17 protein-coding genes are annotated in these 19,955 nt (G+C 64.0%); 15 read left to right on the forward strand and 2 right to left on the reverse strand.

The genetic code is table 11. The features are described from left to right. Positions 1-225: 225 nt before the first annotated feature. The 10 genes from eno (at position 226) to MJ8_RS16800 (ending at position 10,657) form a co-directional block, all read left to right on the forward strand. Positions 226-1,500, forward strand: a complete 1,275-nt coding sequence (eno, locus tag MJ8_RS16755; protein ID WP_201409958.1) for a phosphopyruvate hydratase — start codon at positions 226-228, stop codon at positions 1,498-1,500. Positions 1,501-1,656: 156 nt separating this feature from the next. Continuing rightward, a complete protein-coding gene (locus MJ8_RS16760; RefSeq protein ID WP_201409959.1) occupies positions 1,657-1,980 on the forward strand; it encodes an FtsB family cell division protein in 324 nt (107 codons plus the stop codon). Positions 1,981-2,155: 175 nt separating this feature from the next. Beyond that, on the forward strand, positions 2,156-3,193 hold the full coding sequence (pdhA, locus tag MJ8_RS16765; protein WP_201409960.1) for a pyruvate dehydrogenase (acetyl-transferring) E1 component subunit alpha: 1,038 nt from the start codon (positions 2,156-2,158) through the stop codon (positions 3,191-3,193). 15 nt (positions 3,194-3,208) lie between these two features. Further along, positions 3,209-4,600, forward strand: a complete 1,392-nt coding sequence (locus MJ8_RS16770; protein ID WP_201409961.1) for a pyruvate dehydrogenase complex E1 component subunit beta — start codon at positions 3,209-3,211, stop codon at positions 4,598-4,600. Between the two features lie 18 nt (positions 4,601-4,618). Next, positions 4,619-5,989 carry a pyruvate dehydrogenase complex dihydrolipoamide acetyltransferase gene (locus MJ8_RS16775; protein ID WP_201409962.1) on the forward strand — a complete coding sequence of 457 codons (1,371 nt, stop codon included), beginning with the start codon at positions 4,619-4,621 and terminating at the stop codon, positions 5,987-5,989. Positions 5,990-6,121: 132 nt separating this feature from the next. Then, positions 6,122-6,760 (forward strand): SGNH/GDSL hydrolase family protein, encoded by a 639-nt coding sequence (locus MJ8_RS16780; protein ID WP_201415465.1) that lies wholly within the window; start codon positions 6,122-6,124, stop codon positions 6,758-6,760. A 439-nt stretch (positions 6,761-7,199) separates the two neighbouring features. Beyond that, a complete protein-coding gene (gene lpdA / locus MJ8_RS16785; RefSeq protein WP_201409963.1) occupies positions 7,200-8,651 on the forward strand; it encodes a dihydrolipoyl dehydrogenase in 1,452 nt (483 codons plus the stop codon). Between the two features lie 174 nt (positions 8,652-8,825). After that, positions 8,826-9,083, forward strand: coding sequence for a GlsB/YeaQ/YmgE family stress response membrane protein (locus MJ8_RS16790; protein ID WP_040982931.1), 258 nt, complete (start codon positions 8,826-8,828; stop codon positions 9,081-9,083). Positions 9,084-9,229: 146 nt separating this feature from the next. Then, complete coding sequence (lipA, locus tag MJ8_RS16795) at positions 9,230-10,195, forward strand: lipoyl synthase (protein WP_073986878.1); 966 nt, start codon at positions 9,230-9,232, stop codon at positions 10,193-10,195. 6 nt (positions 10,196-10,201) lie between these two features. Next, positions 10,202-10,657, forward strand: a complete 456-nt coding sequence (locus MJ8_RS16800) for a type II toxin-antitoxin system RatA family toxin (RefSeq protein ID WP_201409964.1) — start codon at positions 10,202-10,204, stop codon at positions 10,655-10,657. Here the strand turns inward: MJ8_RS16800 and MJ8_RS16805 are convergent. Beyond that, positions 10,654-11,142, reverse strand: coding sequence for a CinA family protein (locus MJ8_RS16805; protein WP_201409965.1), 489 nt, complete (start codon positions 11,140-11,142; stop codon positions 10,654-10,656). The genes MJ8_RS16800 and MJ8_RS16805 overlap by 4 nt on opposite strands. Then, a complete protein-coding gene (locus tag MJ8_RS16810) occupies positions 11,139-12,368 on the reverse strand; it encodes a bifunctional 2-C-methyl-D-erythritol 4-phosphate cytidylyltransferase/2-C-methyl-D-erythritol 2,4-cyclodiphosphate synthase (protein WP_201409966.1) in 1,230 nt (409 codons plus the stop codon). Before MJ8_RS16810 ends, MJ8_RS16805 begins: the two co-directional genes overlap by 4 nt. A gap of 140 nt (positions 12,369-12,508) precedes the next feature. Between MJ8_RS16810 and dusB the strand changes: the two genes are divergently transcribed. The 5 genes from dusB (at position 12,509) to MJ8_RS16835 (ending at position 19,896) form a co-directional block, all read left to right on the forward strand. Next, positions 12,509-13,537: a tRNA dihydrouridine synthase DusB gene (gene dusB / locus MJ8_RS16815; RefSeq protein ID WP_201409967.1), complete on the forward strand. Its 1,029-nt coding sequence runs from the start codon at positions 12,509-12,511 to the stop codon at positions 13,535-13,537. After that, positions 13,534-14,676 carry a two-component system sensor histidine kinase NtrB gene (locus tag MJ8_RS16820; protein WP_201409968.1) on the forward strand — a complete coding sequence of 381 codons (1,143 nt, stop codon included), beginning with the start codon at positions 13,534-13,536 and terminating at the stop codon, positions 14,674-14,676. Before dusB ends, MJ8_RS16820 begins: the two co-directional genes overlap by 4 nt. Continuing rightward, positions 14,673-16,133 carry a nitrogen regulation protein NR(I) gene (gene ntrC, locus MJ8_RS16825; protein WP_201409969.1) on the forward strand — a complete coding sequence of 487 codons (1,461 nt, stop codon included), beginning with the start codon at positions 14,673-14,675 and terminating at the stop codon, positions 16,131-16,133. The genes MJ8_RS16820 and ntrC overlap by 4 nt, the downstream gene beginning before the upstream one ends. A 120-nt stretch (positions 16,134-16,253) precedes the next feature. Next, the gene (locus MJ8_RS16830; protein ID WP_201409970.1) at positions 16,254-18,545 is read left to right on the forward strand and encodes a sensor histidine kinase NtrY-like; all 2,292 of its coding nucleotides are present in this window, start codon (positions 16,254-16,256) and stop codon (positions 18,543-18,545) included. Beyond that, on the forward strand, positions 18,535-19,896 hold the full coding sequence (locus tag MJ8_RS16835; RefSeq protein ID WP_042642304.1) for a sigma-54-dependent transcriptional regulator: 1,362 nt from the start codon (positions 18,535-18,537) through the stop codon (positions 19,894-19,896). The genes MJ8_RS16830 and MJ8_RS16835 overlap by 11 nt, the downstream gene beginning before the upstream one ends. The last annotated feature ends 59 nt before the right edge of the window (positions 19,897-19,955 follow it).

Genomic DNA, 19,955 nt, shown 5'->3' on the forward strand with positions numbered 1-19,955 from the left:
TCACGATACCGCTCAACTGGGACATGGCGAAACTCCTCCTGTTTCGCCCCGCGCGAACGCGACCATAGACGAGAAGGCCACGTGGCGCGCATGACTTATGATGACGGAAATTTGCGCTTCGTGAATCCGGCCCGCGGCAATAATTGCGGCGCCGCTGATTGCCTTTTGCGCCGCTTTGGCTAAGAGGGGCGCGACGCTTCAATCGATCAATCGGGGACATCGCAAATGACCGCCATCATCGACATTGTCGGGCGTGAAATCCTGGACAGCCGTGGCAATCCGACCGTCGAGGTCGACGTGGTGCTGGAGGACGGCTCGATGGGCCGCGCCGCCGTGCCGTCCGGCGCATCGACCGGCGCGCATGAGGCGGTCGAATTGCGCGACGGCGGGCCGCGGTATCTCGGCAAGGGCGTCCAGCGCGCGGTCGAGGCCGTGAACGGCGAGCTGTTCGAGGCGATCGGCGGCATGGAGGCCGAGAACCAGATCCATATCGACCAGACGATGATCGAGCTCGACGGCACGCCCAACAAGAGCCGCCTCGGCGCCAACGCGATCCTCGGCGTATCGCTGGCGGTCGCCAAGGCCGCGGCCGAAGCCGCCGGCCTGCCGCTCTACCGCTATGTCGGCGGCACCAAGGCGCACATCCTGCCGGTGCCGATGATGAACATCATCAATGGCGGTGCCCATGCCGACAATCCGATCGATTTCCAGGAATTCATGATCCTGCCCGTCGGTGCGCCGACGCTGCGCGATGGCGTGCGCTGGGGTTCGGAGATATTCCACACGCTTCGCAAGAAACTCAAGGACGCCGGCCACAACACCAATGTCGGCGACGAGGGCGGTTTTGCTCCCAACCTGAAGAGCGCGCCGGCGGCGCTCGATTTCATCATGGAATCGATCGAGAAGGCCGGCTTCAAGCCGGGCGAGGATGTCGCGCTCGGCCTCGACTGCGCGGCGACCGAGTTCTTCAAGGACGGCAACTATGTCTATGAGGGCGAGAAGAAGACCCGTGACCCCAAGGCGCAGGCCAAATACCTCGCCAAGCTGGCTGCCGACTATCCGATCGTCACCATCGAGGACGGCCTTGCCGAGGACGATTGGGAGGGCTGGAAGATCCTGACCGACCTGATCGGCAAGAAGATCCAGCTCGTCGGCGACGACCTCTTCGTCACCAACACGGCTCGGCTGCGCGACGGCATCCGCATGGGCGTCGCCAATTCGATCCTGGTCAAGGTCAACCAGATCGGCTCGCTGACCGAGACGCTCGACGCGGTCGAGACCGCGCACAAGGCCGGCTACACCGCCGTCATGTCGCACCGCTCGGGCGAGACCGAGGATTCGACCATCGCCGACCTCGCCGTCGCCACCAATTGCGGACAGATCAAGACCGGTTCCTTGTCGCGCTCCGACCGCATGGCCAAGTACAACCAGCTTATCCGCATCGAGGAAGAGCTCGGCAAGCAGGCGCGTTACGCCGGCAAGTTGGTGATCAAGGGCTGATCCAGCCTATTCTGACGATTCTCAAAGGGCGGGCCGTTCCCGCCCTTTTTCGTTTCCGGCAACCCCGCCACACGTCGCCCGTAACCGTCCATTAAGCACAATCAGGCGAAATACGACTCATGGCCGCTTGCGTTCGCGGCCGCGAGGGTTCGGGTTATGTGGACACGTCAGCACAAGCAGAGAAACACCGGCAGGCTGATCATTCCCTCGCTCTGCGTGCTCTTCCTGGCCTATTTCGGCTTCCATGCCTATCACGGCGAATTCGGCATCTATTCCAAATACCGGCTCGAGGCCCGGGCGGTCGAACTGCAGGCCGAGCTCGATGCCGTGAAGGCGCGCCGGATCGACTTCGAGCGCCGTGTCCAGCTGATGCATGAAGGCACGCTGGAGAAGGATATGCTTGACGAGCAGGCCCGAAAGGCGCTCAATCTATCGCAGCCCGACGAAATCACCATCATGTTGCCCTCACCGGCGAAATAACCGAAATTCGGTTAATCGTCTTTATTTGCAATGATTCTAATCGCTTAGATGCATGCCAGCCATGCATTTTTCAGCATGGCGCAATGCATCCTTGCGTGTTAGCCTTCCACAAATCGGTGGGGAGGCGATCGATCTCCCTGAATGTCCGCAAAGAGACGCCAACAGGGAGTGACGCATGGCCACCGCCGCCAAAAAAGCGCCAGCCAAATCCAGATCCGACAAACAGCACAACCTGTCAGCGCCCAAGCCCGCTGATTTCACCAAGGAAGAAGAGCTTTCCGCCTACCGGCACATGCTCCTGATCCGCCGCTTCGAGGAGAAAGCCGGCCAGCTCTATGGCATGGGCTTCATCGGCGGCTTCTGCCACCTCTATATCGGCCAGGAGGCCGTCGTCACCGGCATGAAGATGGCGCTGGTCGAAGGCGACCAGATGATCACCGCCTATCGCGACCACGGCCACATGCTGGCGATGGACCTGTCGCCGCGCGGCGTCATGGCCGAGCTCACAGGGCGCCGCGGCGGCCTGTCGAAGGGCAAGGGCGGCTCCATGCACATGTTCTCCAAGGAGAAGCATTTCTATGGCGGCCATGGCATCGTCGGCGCCCAGGTGTCGCTCGGCACCGGTCTCGCCTTCGCCAACCGCTACCGCGACAACAAGAACGTCTCGCTGACCTATTTTGGCGACGGCGCGGCCAACCAGGGCCAGGTCTATGAAAGCTTCAACATGGCCTCGCTGTGGAAGCTGCCGGTGATCTACATCATCGAGAACAACCGCTACGCCATGGGCACGTCCGTGTCGCGCTCGTCGGCCGAGACCGACTTCTCGCATCGCGGCGCCTCCTTCAAGATCCCCGGCATCCAGGTTGATGGCATGGATGTCCGCGCCGTGAAGTCGGCGGCCGATCTCGCCACCGAATGGTGCCGCGCCGGCAACGGCCCGCTGATCCTAGAGATGCAGACCTACCGCTATCGCGGCCACTCGATGTCCGACCCGGCGAAATACCGCTCCAAGGAGGAAGTGCAGAAGATGCGCTCCGAGCACGACCCGATCGAGCAGGTCAGGGCGCGATTGCTCGACAAGAAGTGGGCAAGCGAGGACGAGCTCAAGGCCGTCGACAAGGAGGTCCGCGACATCGTCGCCGACGCCGCCGAATTCGCCCAGAACGACGCCGAGCCGGATCCGTCCGAGCTCTGGACCGATATCGTACTCTAACGGGAGGGCAAGGACATGCCGATCGAAATTCTCATGCCCGCGCTCTCGCCGACGATGGAAGAGGGCAATCTTTCCAAATGGTTGAAGAACGAAGGCGACAAGGTCGTCGCCGGTGACGTGATCGCCGAGATAGAGACCGACAAGGCGACGATGGAGGTCGAGGCGGTCGACGAAGGCACGCTCGCCAAGATCGTGGTTCCCGCCGGCACCGAAGGCGTCAAGGTCAACGCCGTCATCGCCGTGCTGGCGGTCGACGGTGAGGATGTCGACAAGGCCGGCGAAGGCATCGGTGAAGAAGAACCTGCCAGGGCTGAAGCCGCGCCTGCGCCGGCGCCTGCTGCCGCCAAGAGCGAGGCTTCCGCTCCTCTCGCCGCCGCGCCCAAGGCTGAGATTGCCGCCGACCCGGATATTCCCGCCGGCACCGAGATGGTCTCCACCACGGTACGCGAGGCGCTCCGCGACGCCATGGCCGAGGAAATGCGCCGCGACGGCGATGTCTTCGTCATGGGCGAGGAGGTCGCTGAGTACCAGGGCGCCTACAAGATCACGCAGGGCCTGCTGCAGGAATTCGGGCCGCGCCGCGTCGTCGACACGCCCATCACCGAGCACGGCTTTGCCGGCGTCGGCGTGGGTGCCGCGATGGCGGGCCTAAAGCCGATCGTCGAGTTCATGACCTTCAACTTCGCCATGCAGGCGATCGACCAGATCATCAACTCCGCCGCCAAGACGCTCTATATGTCCGGCGGCCAGATGGGAGCGCCGATCGTCTTCCGTGGCCCGAACGGCGCCGCCGCCCGCGTCGCCGCCCAGCACTCGCAGTGCTATGCCGCCTGGTACAGCCACATCCCCGGCCTGAAGGTGGTGATGCCCTACACGGCCGCCGACGCCAAGGGCCTGCTCAAGGCGGCGATCCGGGACCCGAACCCGGTCATCTTCCTCGAGAACGAGATCCTCTACGGCCATTCCTTCGAGGTGCCGAAGCTCGACGATTTCGTGTTGCCGATCGGCAAGGCACGCATCCACAAGCAGGGCAAGGACGTCACGCTCGTCTCCTTCGGCATCGGCATGACCTATGCGGTCAAGGCGGAGGCCGAATTGCGCGGCATGGGCATCGATGCCGAAATCATCGATTTGAGAACGATCCGGCCGCTCGACTTCGACACGATCATCGCCTCGGTGAAGAAGACCAACCGTCTCGTGGTGGTGGAAGAGGGCTTCCCGCAAAACTCGGTCGGCGATCACATCGCCAACCAGGTTTCGCAGCGCGCCTTCGACTTCCTCGACGCCCCGGTGATCACCATCGCCGGCAAGGACGTGCCGATGCCTTACGCGGCGAATCTGGAAAAGCTGGCTTTACCCAATGTCGGCGAGGTCGTCGAGGCGGTCAAAGCCGTCACCTATCGCTGAGCCGGTCGGGAGGACATCATGCCAATCAACATCACCATGCCGGCGCTCTCTCCAACCATGGAAGAGGGCAATCTTGCCAAGTGGCTGGTCAAGGAAGGCGACAAGGTTTCGCCGGGCGATGTGATCGCCGAGATCGAGACCGACAAGGCGACGATGGAAGTCGAAGCCGTCGATGAAGGTACGGTCGCCAAGCTGGTGGTTCCGGCCGGCACCGAAGGTGTCAAGGTCAACGCGCTGATCGCAATCCTGGCCGGCGAGGGTGAGGACGCTGCCGCTGCGGCCAAGAGCGGTGGCAGCACCGCGCCCAAGGCCGAAGCGCCAAAAGCGGACGCTCCGAAGGCCGAAGCGACCAAGGAGGCTCCGAAAGCGGCGGCCCCGGCGCCCGCACCGGCCAAGGCCGAGCCCGCTCCCGCCGCCAACGGACACGCCGCCGGTGATCGGGTCTTTGCATCGCCGCTGGCCCGCCGCATCGCCAAGGATGCCGGCGTCGACGTGACGGCGCTGACCGGCTCCGGCCCGCATGGCCGCGTGGTGAAGGTCGACGTCGAGGCGGCGATCGCCTCCGGCGGCGCCAAGGCCGCGCCGGCTGCGAAGGCGCCCGCCGGCGCCCCATCCGCTCCGGCGCCCGCGCCGAAGCCGATGTCGGACGATCAGGTGCTGAAGCTGTTTACCGAAGGCTCCTACGAGCTTGTGCCGCACGACAACATGCGCAAGACCATCGCGCGCCGGCTGGTCGAGGCGAAGAGCACGATCCCGCATTTCTATCTGACGCTGGACTGCGAGCTCGATGCGCTGCTTGCGCTGCGCACGCAGCTCAATGCCGCGGCCCCGATGCGCAAGACCGACAAGGGCGAGGTTCCGGCCTACAAGCTCTCTGTCAACGACATGGTCATCAAGGCGATGGCCATGGCGCTGATGGCGGTGCCGGATGCCAATGCGTCCTGGACCGAGAACGCCATGGTCAAGCACAAGCATGCCGATGTCGGCGTTGCCGTGTCGATCCCCGGCGGCCTGATCACGCCCATCATCCGGCATGCGGATGAAAAGACGCTGTCGGTGATCTCCAACGAGATGAAGGACCTTGCCAGCCGCGCCAGGAGCCGCAAGCTGAAGCCGGAAGAATATCAGGGCGGCACGACGGCGGTGTCGAATCTCGGCATGTTCGGCATCAAGGACTTTGCCGCCGTCATCAACCCGCCGCATGCGACGATCCTTGCGGTCGGCGCGGGCGAGGAGCGGGCTGTGGTGAAGAAGGGCGAGATCAAGATAGCGACCATGATGTCGGTGACGCTGTCGACCGACCATCGTGCCGTCGACGGCGCGCTCGGCGCGGAACTGCTCGGCGCCTTCAAGCGCATGATCGAAAACCCGATGGGCATGCTGGTCTAGGAAGGAAAAGGCGGTGCGGAAATTCTTCACCGGCCTTTTTACCTTGATCACTTTCGACCCTGAAGACGAGTTCTTCGCATGTCGGAGCGCCAGGCGCTCGCAGCCGGGTTTCGGCAAGGGTGGGGCAACCGCATGAAGACAATTCTCTGCTACGGCGACTCGCTGACCTGGGGCTATGACGCCGCCAGCCTCGGCCGCCATGCGCTCGAAGATCGCTGGCCGAGCGTGCTCGGAGCTGCACTGGGCGAGGGTGTCGAGGTTATCGCCGAAGGACTGAACGGCCGCACCACGGCCTTTGACGACCATCTGGCCGGCGCCGACCGCAACGGCGCCCGCATCCTGCCGACCGTCCTGACCAGCCATGCGCCGATCGATCTCGTCATCTTCATGCTCGGCGCCAACGACATGAAGCCCTGGATCCACGGCAACCCGGTCGCCGCCAAGCAGGGCATCCAGCGGCTGATCGACATCGTGCGCGGCCATGACTATCCGTTCGACTGGCCTGCGCCGCAAATCCTCATCGTCGCGCCGCCGGCGGTGACGCGCACCGACAATGCCGAGTTCAAGGAAATGTTCGCCGGCGGCGACGACGCCTCGAAGCGTCTGGCGCCGCAATATTCGGCGCTCGCCGACGAGGCCGGCTGCGGCTTCTTCGATGCCGGCACGGTCGCCGTCACCACGCCGCTCGACGGCGTCCATCTCGATGCCGAGAACACGCGGCGGATCGGCCAGGCGCTGGCGCCGCTCGTGCGCGTCATGCTGGAACTCTAGGGATGACGAGCGAACCCATCCACACCAGGCGAGCAGTTGATGGCTGGTTGAAAGCTTGTGGGATGTTCGCTTTGCTAACGGCGGGCTTTGCCGTGGCGCTCATGTTGTTTGGCGGGGGCTGGGAGCAGGGTTGTCTTTGGGGTTGTGGCCGCTAATCCCCGCGCCCGTGGCTTTCCTTCTCTATGTCTTTTCGAACAGAAGGCGCGGCGGACGCCTACGTATGTCAGGCGCCGCTTTGGGATTCTTGTCGACGGGCATTTGGACCCTGCTCGCGATGGCGATCGCGGTCGCTTATGGGATTTCGGCAATGCTAGGTGAAGAAAAGAGACCTCTACTGATGGTGTTTGGAGGAGCGTTGCTGCCGGGCATCTCGTGGCCGTCTGCCTTGTGGGGTGCATGGATGGGTCATATCTCGTTGCGTTTCTTGAAGGTTTGAAAAATGTCTGATCAAAATTACGACGTCATCATCATCGGCTCAGGCCCCGGTGGCTATGTCACGGCGGTGCGCTCAGCCCAGCTTGGCTTCAAGACGGCGATCGTCGAGCGCGAGCATCTGGGCGGCATCTGCCTCAACTGGGGCTGCATCCCAACCAAGGCGCTGCTGCGCTCGGCCGAGATCATGCATTATTCGGATCACCTCAAGGACTATGGCCTGAAGCTCGAAGGCGGCAAGGTCAGTCCCGATACCGCCGCCGTCGTCGACCGCTCGCGAAAAGTGTCGCTCAGGCTGAACAACGGCGTCGGCTTCCTGATGAAGAAGAACAAGGTCGACGTCATCTGGGGCGAGGCGAAGCTTTCCAAGCCCGGTGAAGTTGTCGTTTCGAAGACGGCCAAGAAGGCGACGGAGCCGCAGCCACCGGTTCCGAAAGGCGTCAAGGGCGAGGGCACCTACACCGCCAAGCACGTCATCCTGGCGACCGGCGCCAGGCCGCGCGCGTTGCCCGGCATCGAGCCGGACGGCAAGCTGATCTGGACCTATTTCGAGGCCATGGTGCCGAAGGAAATGCCGAAATCGCTGCTGGTCATGGGTTCCGGCGCCATCGGCATCGAATTCGCCTCCTTCTACCGCACCATGGGCGCCGACGTGACCGTGGTCGAGCTGCTGCCGCAGGTCATGCCGGTCGAGGATGCCGAGGTCTCTAAATTCGCGCAGAAGCAGTTCGAGAAACAGGGGATGAAGATCATCCTCGAAGCCAAGGTGACCAAGGTCGAGAAATCAGCCAATTCGGTTACCGCGCATGTCGAGATGAAGGACGGCAAGGTCGAGAAGATCAGCGCCGATCGCATGATTTCGGCGGTCGGGGTGCAGGGCAACATTGAAAATCTTGGCCTGGAAGCGCTCGGCGTGAAGACGGACCGCGGCTGTGTCGTCGTCGACGGCTACGGCAAGACCAATGTGCCCGGCATCTATGCCATCGGCGATGTCGCCGGCCCACCGATGCTCGCCCACAAGGCCGAGCATGAGGGCGTGGTCTGCATCGAAAAGATAGCCAATTTCCCGGGCGTGCACGCCATCGACAAGCTGAAGATCCCCGGCTGCACTTATTGCAGCCCGCAGGTCGCGTCCGTCGGCCTGACGGAAGCAAAGGCCAAGGCCGAGGGCAAGGACATCCGCGTCGGCCGCTTCCCCTTCAGCGCCAACGGCAAGGCGATCGCGCTCGGCGAGGACCAGGGCTTCGTCAAGACCATCTTCGACAAGAAGACCGGTCAGCTTCTCGGCGCGCATATGGTCGGCGCCGAGGTGACCGAGCTCATTCAGGGTTTTGTCGTTGCAATGAACCTGGAGACCACCGAGGAAGAACTGATGCACACCATCTTCCCGCATCCGACGCTGTCGGAGATGATGAAGGAGAGCGTGCTCGACGCCTATGGCCGCGCTTTGAACGCATGACAAGCCACCAGTCGGTGATGGATCATCAATCGGTGATAAATCGCCGGTCGGCGACAGTTGGCCAATCCGTGCTAAGTTGGTCGGGCGAGACTCACACGCGGCAGCCGGAGAAAGCTGACGGCAAGGCAGTTCCTATCCGGATGCATTTTCACCTGATCGAGGAGGAATTGGCACATGCATATGAATGGCGTCGGCTGGATCACGGCCATCATCGTCGGCGGTCTGGCGGGCTGGTTCGCCGAAATGGTCATGAAGAGCAATACCGGCATCTTCATGAACATTATCATGGGCATCGTCGGCGCGGTGGTGCTGAATGCGATCCTGCAGGCCCTCAACATCCAGTCTTTCGGCGTCGGCTGGGTCGCCTATCTGATCACCGGCTTCATCGGCGCCTGCCTGCTGATCTTCGTGGGGCGGCTTGTTCGTCGGTAAGGCGCGCGAATGCGTCGCTGAACCAATGCCGCTATGCGAAAAAGGCCGTGGCGGCATGCGCCGCCGCGGCCTTTTTCTTTGCCTCGAAAAGTCCTAGATGACGAAGGACAGGCGGCCGCCGAAATCGTGGCTGCGAAGGATTTGAGATGGTCACAGTCGTAGACACGATCGCCAACCGGCCGCGCCCGCGGCATCCCGAGAAGGCGCACCGGCCCGATCAGGAAGTGCTGCGCAAGCCCGACTGGATCCGCGTCAAGGCGCCGGTTTCCAAGGGCTATGCCGAAACGCGCGAGATCGTGAAGTCGCACAAGCTGGTGACGGTGTGCGAGGAGGCCGGTTGCCCGAATATCGGCGAATGCTGGGACAAGAAGCACGCCACCTTCATGATCATGGGCGAGATCTGCACGCGCGCCTGCGCCTTCTGCAATGTCGCGACCGGTATCCCGACCGCGCTCGATCCGGATGAGCCCGCCAGGGTGGCGCACGCCGTGAAACAAATGGGCCTCAGCCACGTCGTCATCACCTCTGTCGACCGCGACGATCTGGCCGACGGCGGCGCGCAGCATTTCGCCGACGTCATCCACGCCATCCGCGCGGAAGCCCCTTCGACGACGATCGAGATCCTGACGCCCGACTTCCTGCGCAAGGACGGCGCGCTGGAAATCGTCGTTGCGGCCAAGCCCGACGTCTTCAACCACAATCTCGAAACCGTGCCGTCGAACTACCTGACGGTTCGTCCCGGCGCGCGTTACTTCCACTCGATTCGCCTGCTGCAGCGCGTGAAAGAACTCGATCCGTCGATCTTTACCAAATCCGGCATCATGGTCGGCCTCGGCGAGGAGCGGAACGAAGTGCTGCAATTGATGGACGATCTGCGCTCGGCCAATGTCGACTTCATGACCATCGGCCAGTATCTGCAGCCTTCGAAGAAGCACCATCCGGTGATCCGTTTCATCCCGCCGGACGAATTCAAGTCCTACGAGACCATCGGCAAGACCAAGGGTTTCCTCCTGGTGGCGTCGAGCCCGCTGACACGCTCCTCGCACCATGCCGGCGAGGATTTCGCCAGGCTGCGCGCGGCGCGCGAGGCGCAGCTCGCGAAGGCCAGCTGACCTTCAATGCCGAAATTCGAGGCGACACGCCGCGTCGCGCATACACCGCAGGAGATGTTCGCGCTGGTTGCGGACATCGAGGCCTACCCGCAATTCCTGCCGCTCTGTGAATCGCTCACCGTGCGCTCGCGCAAGGAGCGCGATGGCCGCACCATCCTGGTTGCCGACATGAGCATCGGCTACAAGGCGATCCGCGAGACCTTCACGACACAGGTGCTGCTCAAGCCCGACGAGAGCGCCATCGATGTCAAATATATCGACGGCCCGTTCAAATATCTCAGCAACATCTGGCGTTTCGATCCCGCCGACGGCGGCTGCGAAGTGCATTTCTTCATCGACTACGAATTCAAGAGCCGCATTCTCGGCGCTCTGATGGGCACGATGTTCGACCGCGCCTTCCGCATGTTCTCGGAAGCTTTCGAAAAACGCGCCGACGTCATCTACGGCGCGAAGCCGGCCTAACTTTCGCCAAGCGCCCGCAACCCGAGCTGCAGCGCGTGCCGCACCGTCTCGTGCCGGATGAATTCGCGGCCCTTTTGGCCGAACAATTGCTGTTCGGCGACGACAGGCTGCCCGCTCAAAGCAATTCCGAACCAGACGAGACCGACCGGCTTGTCCGCCGAGCCGCCGCTGGGGCCGGCAATGCCGGTGACGGCGAGCGAAAGGCTGGCTTGCGAATGCGCCAGCGCGCCTGCCGCCATCTCCAGCACCGTCTCGCGCGAGACCGCGCCATGCGCCTCGAGCGTGGCGGCGGAAACGCCGAGCATCTCCATCTTCGCCTCGTTGGAATAGGTGATGAAGCCGCGATCGACCACGGCGGAGGAGCCGGCGATGTCGGTCAGCGCGGCAATGATCAAGCCGCCGGTGCAGCTCTCGGCCGTCGCCAGCATAATGCCGCGTTGCTGGCAGGCCTGGAGCAGGGCGTTTGCAAGTTCAGCGTTGCTCATGCCGGCACCTCACCCGGATAGACGACGCTCGCCGTGGCGATCGCGGCGATGCCTTCGCCGCGCCCGACAAAGCCGAGCTTCTCATTGGTCGTGGCCTTGATCGAAATGCGCTCAGGCGCAATGCCGAGCATGGCCGAAAGCGCCGCCGTCATCGCCGCGCGATGCGGCCCCACGCGCGGCGCCTCACAGATCAGCGTGATGTCGGCATTGGCGATGCGGCCACCGCGCTCGCGCACCAGCTTGGCCGCATGCTCGACGAATATCTTCGAGGCCGCCCCCTTCCATTGCGGGTCGGATGGCGGGAAATGCGTGCCGATGTCGCCGGCGCCGCAGGTGGCAAGCAGCGCGTCGGTCAGCGCGTGAAGCCCGACATCGGCGTCCGAATGGCCGGAGAGCTTTCGTTCATGGGGAATGGCGACGCCGCAGAGCGTCACATGGTCGCCGGGCTCGAACGCATGCACGTCGTAGCCATTGCCGGTGCGAATATCCGGGAAGCGCTGCTGCGCGCTGGAGAGCCGCTGGTCGGCCAATGCGATGTCCCTTGCCCAGGTGAGTTTGACGTTGTCCGGCGATCCGGGAACGATCCTGACCGGTATCTGCGCCCATTCGGCGATCGCCGCATCGTCGGTGAACTCCGTCTTGCCCAGACGATGCGCCTTCTCATGCGCGGCGAGCAACGGCCAGAACGGAAAACCCTGCGGTGTCTGCGCGGCATGCAGGCCGGCCCTCGACACCGTCTCGTCGATCATGCCGGTGGCCGATTCCCGCTTCAGCGTATCGGCGACGGGCAGCGCCGGCAGCGCGCCCTGGCGCTCGCCGATGGCTTCGATCGTGCGGTCGATCAGCCCGGCGTCGACGAACGGACGCACGGCATCATGCACCAGCACCTTTGCCGGTGCCTGCTCCCTCAGCGCCAGGAGGCCGAGCCGGACGGATGCCTGACGCGAAGGGCCGCCGATCACCGCGACAAGGCGGTCGCCATGCGCCTCGGCCGCGCGTTGGAAGAGCTCGGCGTCGTCGGCATGGATGGCCACGACCACCGGGCCGATCATCGGATGGGAGAGGAAGATATCCAGCGTGTGCGCGATGACGGCGCGGCCGCCGATGCGCTGATACTGCTTCGGACCGTCGGCCTGTCCGGCGCGCGCGCCACGGCCGGCGGCGACGATCACCACCCCGATCCCGCCGCCTGGGGACGCCGCTTGCTTTTCGCTTGCCTCGCTCATTCGGATCGGTCCTAGTCGCGCTCTCGGCCGAAGGCCAGCATTTTCCAAAATGCGCCTTAATGTGACGTCATTGCGCGTTGCACAATGCAATAGTTCTGGCTAGAGAATGTGCAACGATCGAACATGCTTGGTTTTTGTGCATGGCTGAACTGACCACATTGGCATCGCCACTCGATGTCGGCGGCGTGAGAATCCGCAATCGGGTTTTCCTCGCGCCGATGTCTGGCATCACCGACGAGCCTTTCCGCCAGCGTGCTCATGCGCATGGCGCCGGCCTTGTCGTGTCGGAAATGGTGGCGAGCGGCGAGCTGGCCAAAGGCAGGGCCGGCTGCGACCTGCGCATCCGCCATTCCGGCCTGCCGGTGCATATGGTGCAGTTGGCCGGTCGCGAGGCCGCCCACATGGGCGAGGGCGCGCGTATAGCGGCGGGCGAGGGCGCCGACATCATCGACATCAACATGGGCTGCCCGGCGAAGAAGGTGACCGGCGGCTATGCCGGCTCAGCGCTGATGCGCGATCTCGACCACGCGCTGTCGCTGATCGAGGCGGTGGTCGGCGCCGTGTCGGTGCCGGTGACGGTCAAGATGCGGCTCGGCTGGGACGAAAGCGCGCTCAACGCGCCGATGCTCGCGCGCCGGGCCGAGCAGACCGGCGTCAGCATGGTGACCGTGCACGGCCGCACGCGCTGCCAGTTCTATCAGGGCAAGGCCGACTGGCGCGCCATCGCGCGCGTCAAGCAAGCGGTCTCGATTCCCGTGGTGGCCAATGGCGATGTCGGCTCACCGGAAGAGGCGGCGGCAATCCTCGAACAGTCAGGCGCCGACGCGGTGATGATCGGCCGCGCGCATTATGGCGCGCCCTGGGTCGCGGGCGGCATTGCAACGGCAGCGGCCGGTGCAGGCAGACAAGGCATCCCGCTGACGCCGCAAGAGTTAACCGATTACGTCGTCTCGCATTACGAGGACATGCTCTCGCTCTACGGTATTGAAAGCGGGCTGCGCCAGGCGCGCAAGCATCTCGGCTGGTACCTCGATCGCCATGCGCCCGATGTTTGCGCCGAGCAGCGCAAACGCATTCTGACATCCTTCGAGCCACGCGACGTCGTCGCCGAGCTGCGCCGCGCGTTCGCGGACCACACGCCCTCGGTTAGCCTGCGGAGCGCGGCATGAAGGCCGATGTTCCACAGCCAGCCGACATGGCGGATGCCGCCAACATCGTGCTCAACACCATCCGCCGCCCGGTCATCATGGTCGACCCCGACGGCTTCATCACTTTTGCCAATGCGGATGCCGAGGACTTCTTCCGCTCCAGCGCGAATATGCTTGCCCGCAATACGCTCTCCAAGCTGGTGCCCTTCGGCAGCCCGTTGCTGACGCTGGTCGACCAGGTGCGCGAGCGCCGCGCGCCGGTCAATGAATACCGCGTCGACGTGTCGTCGCCCCGGCTCGGCATCGAGAAGATGGTCGATCTCTATGTCGCGCCGGTGCCGGAGTTTCCGGGCTCGGTCGTCGTGATGTTCCAGGAACGGTCGATGGCCGACAAGATCGACCGCCAGATGACGCATCGGGGCGCTGCGCGCTCCGTCACCGGCCTTGCCGCCATGCTCGCGCATGAGATCAAGAACCCGCTCTCCGGCATCCGCGGCGCCGCCCAGCTGCTCGAGCTTTCCGCATCCGACGAGGACCGCGCGCTCACCCGCCTGATCACCGACGAGACCGACCGCATCGTCTCGCTGGTCGACCGCATGGAGGTGTTTTCCGACGAGCGGCCGATCGAGCGTTATCCGGTCAACATCCACGTTGTGCTGGATCATGTGAAGGCGATTGCCAAGAATGGTTTTGCAAGGCGGATCAAGATCTTGGAGGAATATGATCCATCGTTGCCTCCGGTCTTCGCCAACCGCGACCAGTTGATCCAGGTCTTTCTCAACCTGGTGAAGAACGCCGCCGAGGCGATCGGCGCCGACCCGCAGGGCGAGATCGTGCTGTCGACGGCCTTCCGTCCAGGCATCCGCGTTTCCGTGCCCGGCACGCAGGACCGAGTCTCGCTGCCGCTGGAATTCTGCGTCCACGACAACGGTCCCGGCGTTTCCGAGGACATCCTGCCAATCCTGTTCGATCCGTTCATCACCACCAAGCCGAACGGCTCCGGCCTCGGGCTGGCGCTGGTCGCCAAGATCGTCGGCGAGCATGGCGGCATCATCGAATGCGATTCGACTCCTCGCGGCACCACTTTCCGCGTCCTGATGCCGGCCTGGAAAGAGACGTCGCAAGGCTCGGGCGACGAAGCTGAAGGAGACCGCAAATGAGCGCTCGCGGCAATATCCTGGTCGCTGACGACGACGCGGCGATCCGCACCGTGCTCAACCAGGCGCTGTCACGTGTCGGCCACGAGGTGCGCGTGACCTCTAATGCCTCGACGCTGTGGCGCTGGGTGGCGGCGGGCGAGGGCGATCTGGTCATCACCGACGTGGTGATGCCGGACGAGAACGCCTTCGACATGCTGCCGCGCATCAAGAAGGCCCGGCCGGAGCTGCCGGTCATCGTCATGAGCGCCCAGAACACGTTCATGACCGCCATCCGCGCCTCCGAGACCGGCGCCTACGAATATCTGCCGAAGCCTTTCGACCTCACCGAGCTGCTCAACATCGTCAACCGGGCGCTGGCCGAGCCGAAGCGGCCGAAGCTCGACGCCCGCCCGGAGGACCAGCCCGAGACGATGCCGCTGGTCGGCCGCTCCGCCGCCATGCAGGACATCTACCGCATGCTGGCGCGCATGATGCAGACCGACCTCACGGTGATGATCAGCGGCGAGTCCGGCACCGGCAAGGAACTCGTGGCGCGCGCGCTGCATGAATATGGCCGCCGTCGCGGCGGCCCGTTCGTGGCCATCAACATGGCGGCGATTCCGCGCGACCTCATCGAATCGGAACTGTTCGGCCACGAGAAGGGCGCCTTCACCGGCGCGCAGAACCGCTCCAGCGGCCGCTTCGAGCAGGCCGAGGGCGGCACGCTGTTCCTCGACGAGATCGGCGACATGCCGATGGAGGCGCAGACCCGGCTGCTGCGTGTGCTGCAGCAGGGCGAATACACCACCGTCGGCGGCCGCACGCCGATCAAGACCGACGTGCGCATCGTCGCGGCCACCAACAAGGACCTGCGCACGCTGATCAACCAGGGCTTGTTCCGCGAGGATTTGTTCTACCGTCTCAACGTCGTGCCGCTCAGGCTGCCGGCGCTGCGCGAGCGTTCCGAGGACATTCCCGACCTGGTCCGGCATTTCTTCAAGCAAGGCGCCAGCGAGGGCCTGCAGACCAAGCGCATATCGTCCGGCGGCATCGAGCTCATGAAGCGGTACCCGTGGCCGGGCAATGTGCGCGAACTGGAAAACCTGGTGCGCCGGCTGGCCGCGCTCTACTCGCAGGACGAGATTTCGTCGGAGATCATCGAGTCCGAGCTCAAGACCGGCGAACGGCCGGTCGTGCCGGACGGCGGCGCGCTTATCCCCGACGATCTGTCGATCGGCCAGGCGGTCGAGCATTTCCTGCAGCGTTATTTCGCCTCCTTCGCCGGCGAATTGCCGCCGGCCGGGCTCTACCAGCGCATTCTCGCCGAGGTCGAATATCCGCTGGTGCTGGCTTCGATGACGGCGACGCGCGGCAACCAGATCAAGGCCGCGGAGCTTCTGGGGCTCAACCGCAACACCCTGCGCAAGAAGATCCGCGAGCTTGGCGTCAACGTCTACAAGTCGTCCAGGCAGCCGTAGCGTCACTTCGTCCTTTCGGTGGATTTTGCCGGGAAAGATTATCTTCCCGGCCACACTTGTTGCATAATCGCCACAATGCGTTGCATACATCCAACGCGATGACCGACTCTGTACCGCGACATGGCCGCTGAGGCTCCGACCCTGAACCAACCGCTTTTCAACCAGACCGGCACGCGTGACGGGCGACGGTTGCTGGCTCTGCCCGGCGTGGTCGCGATTGCTGGCGCGATGATCACGGCGGCCATCTCCTTTGCGATCCTGGTCGGCGCAACCCCGATCGCGCCGACTGCCGACGCGACCTGGGCCCTGGTCGCGGCCAATGCCGTCTTCGTCCTGTTCCTCATTGCCCTGATCGCCCGCGAGGTGCGCCGCATCGTCCTGGCGCGGCGCCACGGCAGGGCAGCCTCCCGGCTGCATGTGCGCATCGTCGCCATGTTCGCGCTGGTCGCCGCCATTCCGGCCATCATGGTGGCGATCATCGCATCGATCACGCTCGACATCGGCCTCGACCGCTGGTTCGAAATCCGCACCAAGACGATCGTCAACTCGTCGCTGTCGATTGCCGACGCCTATGTGCAGGAAAACGCGCGCAACCTGCAGGGCACGACATTGTCGATGGCATATGATCTCGACGCCTCGCGCACGCTCTACGGCCTCGACAAGGGCGGTTTCCTCGACCTGTTGAACAAGGAGGCAGTCGGGCGCGGACTGGCGCATGCGGCCCTGATCAAGCCGGACGGTTCGTTCGTCATGAACGCCAAGACCGATGCCGATTTTCCGATGCCGGAGCCGCCCGCGGGCGCTGTCGACACCGCGTCCGACGGCAAGCCGGTGCTGATCGAGCCGCGCACCCGCAACATCATGGGCGCCATCATCAAGCTGCGCGAGCTTGAAGGGCTGTACCTCTATACGATCCGTCTGGTCGATCCCGACGTGATCAAGGCGCGCCAGATCGTCAGGTCCAACACCGACGAATACCGCAATCTGGAAGACAATCGCCGGACCTCGCAGGTCGCCTTCGCGCTGCCTTATCTGTCGCTCACGCTGATCATCACGCTCTCGGCGATCTGGACCGGCATTGCGGTCGCCGACCGGCTTGTGCGGCCGATCCGCCAGCTGATCGGCGCCGCCGACGAGGTGGCGACCGGCAATCTCGACGTTGCCGTTCCCGTGCGCCAGTCGGATGGCGACGTCGCCTCGCTCGGCGAGACGTTCAACAACATGATCCTAGAGCTCAAATCGCAACGCAACGAGCTGCTGTCGGCCAAGGATCTGATCGACGAGCGCCGGCGTTTCTCCGAGGCAGTGCTCGCCGGCGTCACCGCCGGTGTCATCGGCGTCGACCCTTACGGCATCATCACCATCGTCAATCGCTCGGCCGAGACCATGCTGGCAATTTCAGCAAATGCGACGCTCGGCCAGAACCTTTCGACGGTCCTGCCACTTGTCGGCCGCGTCTTCGAGATCGGGCGGCAGTCCGGGAAGCCGGTCTATCGCGAGCAGGTGACCTTCTTCCGTGCCGGCCTGGAGCGCACCTTCAATGTCCAGGTCACGGTCGAGGCCGGCGACGACGGCGAGGAGGAGAAATCCTATGTGGTCACCGTCGACGACATCACCGATCTAGTCCAGGCGCAGCGTTCGTCGGCCTGGGCGGACGTGGCGCGGCGCATCGCGCATGAGATCAAGAATCCGCTGACGCCGATCCAGCTCTCGGCCGAGCGCATCAGGCGCCGCTACGGCAAGGTCATCACCGAGGACCGCGAGGTCTTCGACCAGTGCACCGATACCATCATCCGCCAGGTCGAGGACATCGGCCGCATGGTCGACGAGTTCTCGGCCTTTGCCCGCATGCCGAAGCCGGAGATGAAGGCGATAGACCTGCGTGAGTCGTTGCGCGAGGCGTCCTTCCTGGTCGAGGTCAGCCGCTCCGACATCGCCTTCGAACGCGACTTCGGCAGCGAACCGTTGAAAGGCACTTTCGACAGCCGCCTGATGGCGCAGGCCTTCGGCAACGTCATCAAGAACGCGGCCGAGGCGATCGACGGACTTGATGCCGACGACCGTTCGGACGGCACAATCCGGATTCAGGCCGGACGCCAAGATGGCGCCATACGAATCGACGTTATCGACAACGGCAAGGGGCTGCCGCGGGAGAATCGCCAACGGCTTCTCGAGCCCTATATGACGACGCGCGAGAAGGGGACCGGTCTCGGCCTCGCTATCGTCAAGAAGATCGTGGAGGACCATGGCGGCCGTCTCGAATTGCACGACGCGCCAGAGGATTTCCATGGCGGCCGGGGCGCGATGATCTCGATCATCCTGCCGCCGGCGACGGTCGTAGCCGCGCCGCCACGCGGTGAAGGCCGAAACGAACACGAACGAGAAACTGAAAAGGTCGATAATGGCGTCTGACATTCTCATCGTCGATGACGAGGAAGACATCCGCGAACTTGTCGCCGGTATCCTGAGCGACGAGGGTCATGAAACCCGTACGGCGCATGACGCCGACAGCGCGCTTGCGGCGATCGCCGATCGCGCGCCGCGGCTGATTTTCCTCGACATCTGGCTGCAGGGCTCGCGCCTTGATGGCCTGGCGCTGCTCGACGAGATCAAGACCATGCATCCGAACATGCCGGTGGTGATGATCTCTGGCCACGGCAACATCGAAACGGCGGTGTCGGCCATCCGGCGCGGCGCCTACGACTTCATCGAGAAGCCGTTCAAGGCCGACCGGCTGATCCTGATCGCCGAGCGCGCCCTGGAGACCTCCAAGCTTCGGCGCGAGGTCTCGGACCTCAAGCAGCGCAGCGGCGAGACCTTCGACCTGATCGGGATGTCGTCGGCCATGAGCCAGCTGCGGCAGACCATCGAGCGCGTCGCCCCCACCAACAGCCGCGTCATGATCGTCGGCCCGTCCGGTTCCGGCAAGGAACTGACGGCGCGCGCCATCCACGCGCTGTCGTCGCGCAAGGCCGGCCCCTTCGTCACGCTGAGCGCGGCCACCATCACGCCCGAGCGCATGGAGATCGAGCTGTTCGGCACCGAATCGAACGGCACCGAGCGCAAGGTCGGCGCGCTGGAAGAGGCGCATCGCGGCATTCTCTACATCGATGAAGTGGCCGACATGCCGCGCGAGACGCAGAACAAGATCCTGCGCGTGCTGGTCGAGCAGCAGTTCGAGCGGGTAGGCGGCACCAAGCGCGTCAAGGTCGATGTCCGCATCATCTCCTCCACCTCGCAGAACCTCGAGGCGATGATCGCCGACGGACGCTTCCGCGAGGACCTTTACCATCGCCTGGCGGTGGTTCCAGTCATGGTGCCGGGGCTCGCCGAACGTCGCGAGGACATCCCCTACCTCGTCGACAATTTCATGAAGCAGATCGCGCGCCAAGCCGGCATCAAGCCGCGCCGCATCGGCGACGATGCGCTGGCCGTGCTGCAGGCGCATAACTGGCCGGGCAATGTTCGCCAGCTGCGCAACAATGTCGAACGGCTGATGATCCTGGCGCGAGGGGAAAATCCCGATGCCCCGATCACCGCCGACCTTCTGCCCTCCGAGATCGGCGACGTCATGCCACGCACGCCCAACCAGTCGGACCAGCACATCATGGCGCTGCCGCTGCGCGAGGCCCGCGAGCAGTTCGAGAAGGATTACCTGATCGCCCAGATCAACCGCTTCGGCGGCAACATCTCGAAGACGGCCGAATTCATCGGCATGGAGCGCTCGGCGCTCCACCGCAAGCTGAAGTCGCTGGGAGTGTAGGACCAGCCTGGCTCAGCCGATTGTCTGTTACGACTGCGGCGGAATCGCCTAAGAAAGCC

This window comes from Mesorhizobium sp. J8 (genome assembly GCF_016591715.1).
In the GTDB taxonomy this organism is placed as follows: Bacteria; Pseudomonadota; Alphaproteobacteria; order Rhizobiales; family Rhizobiaceae; genus Mesorhizobium.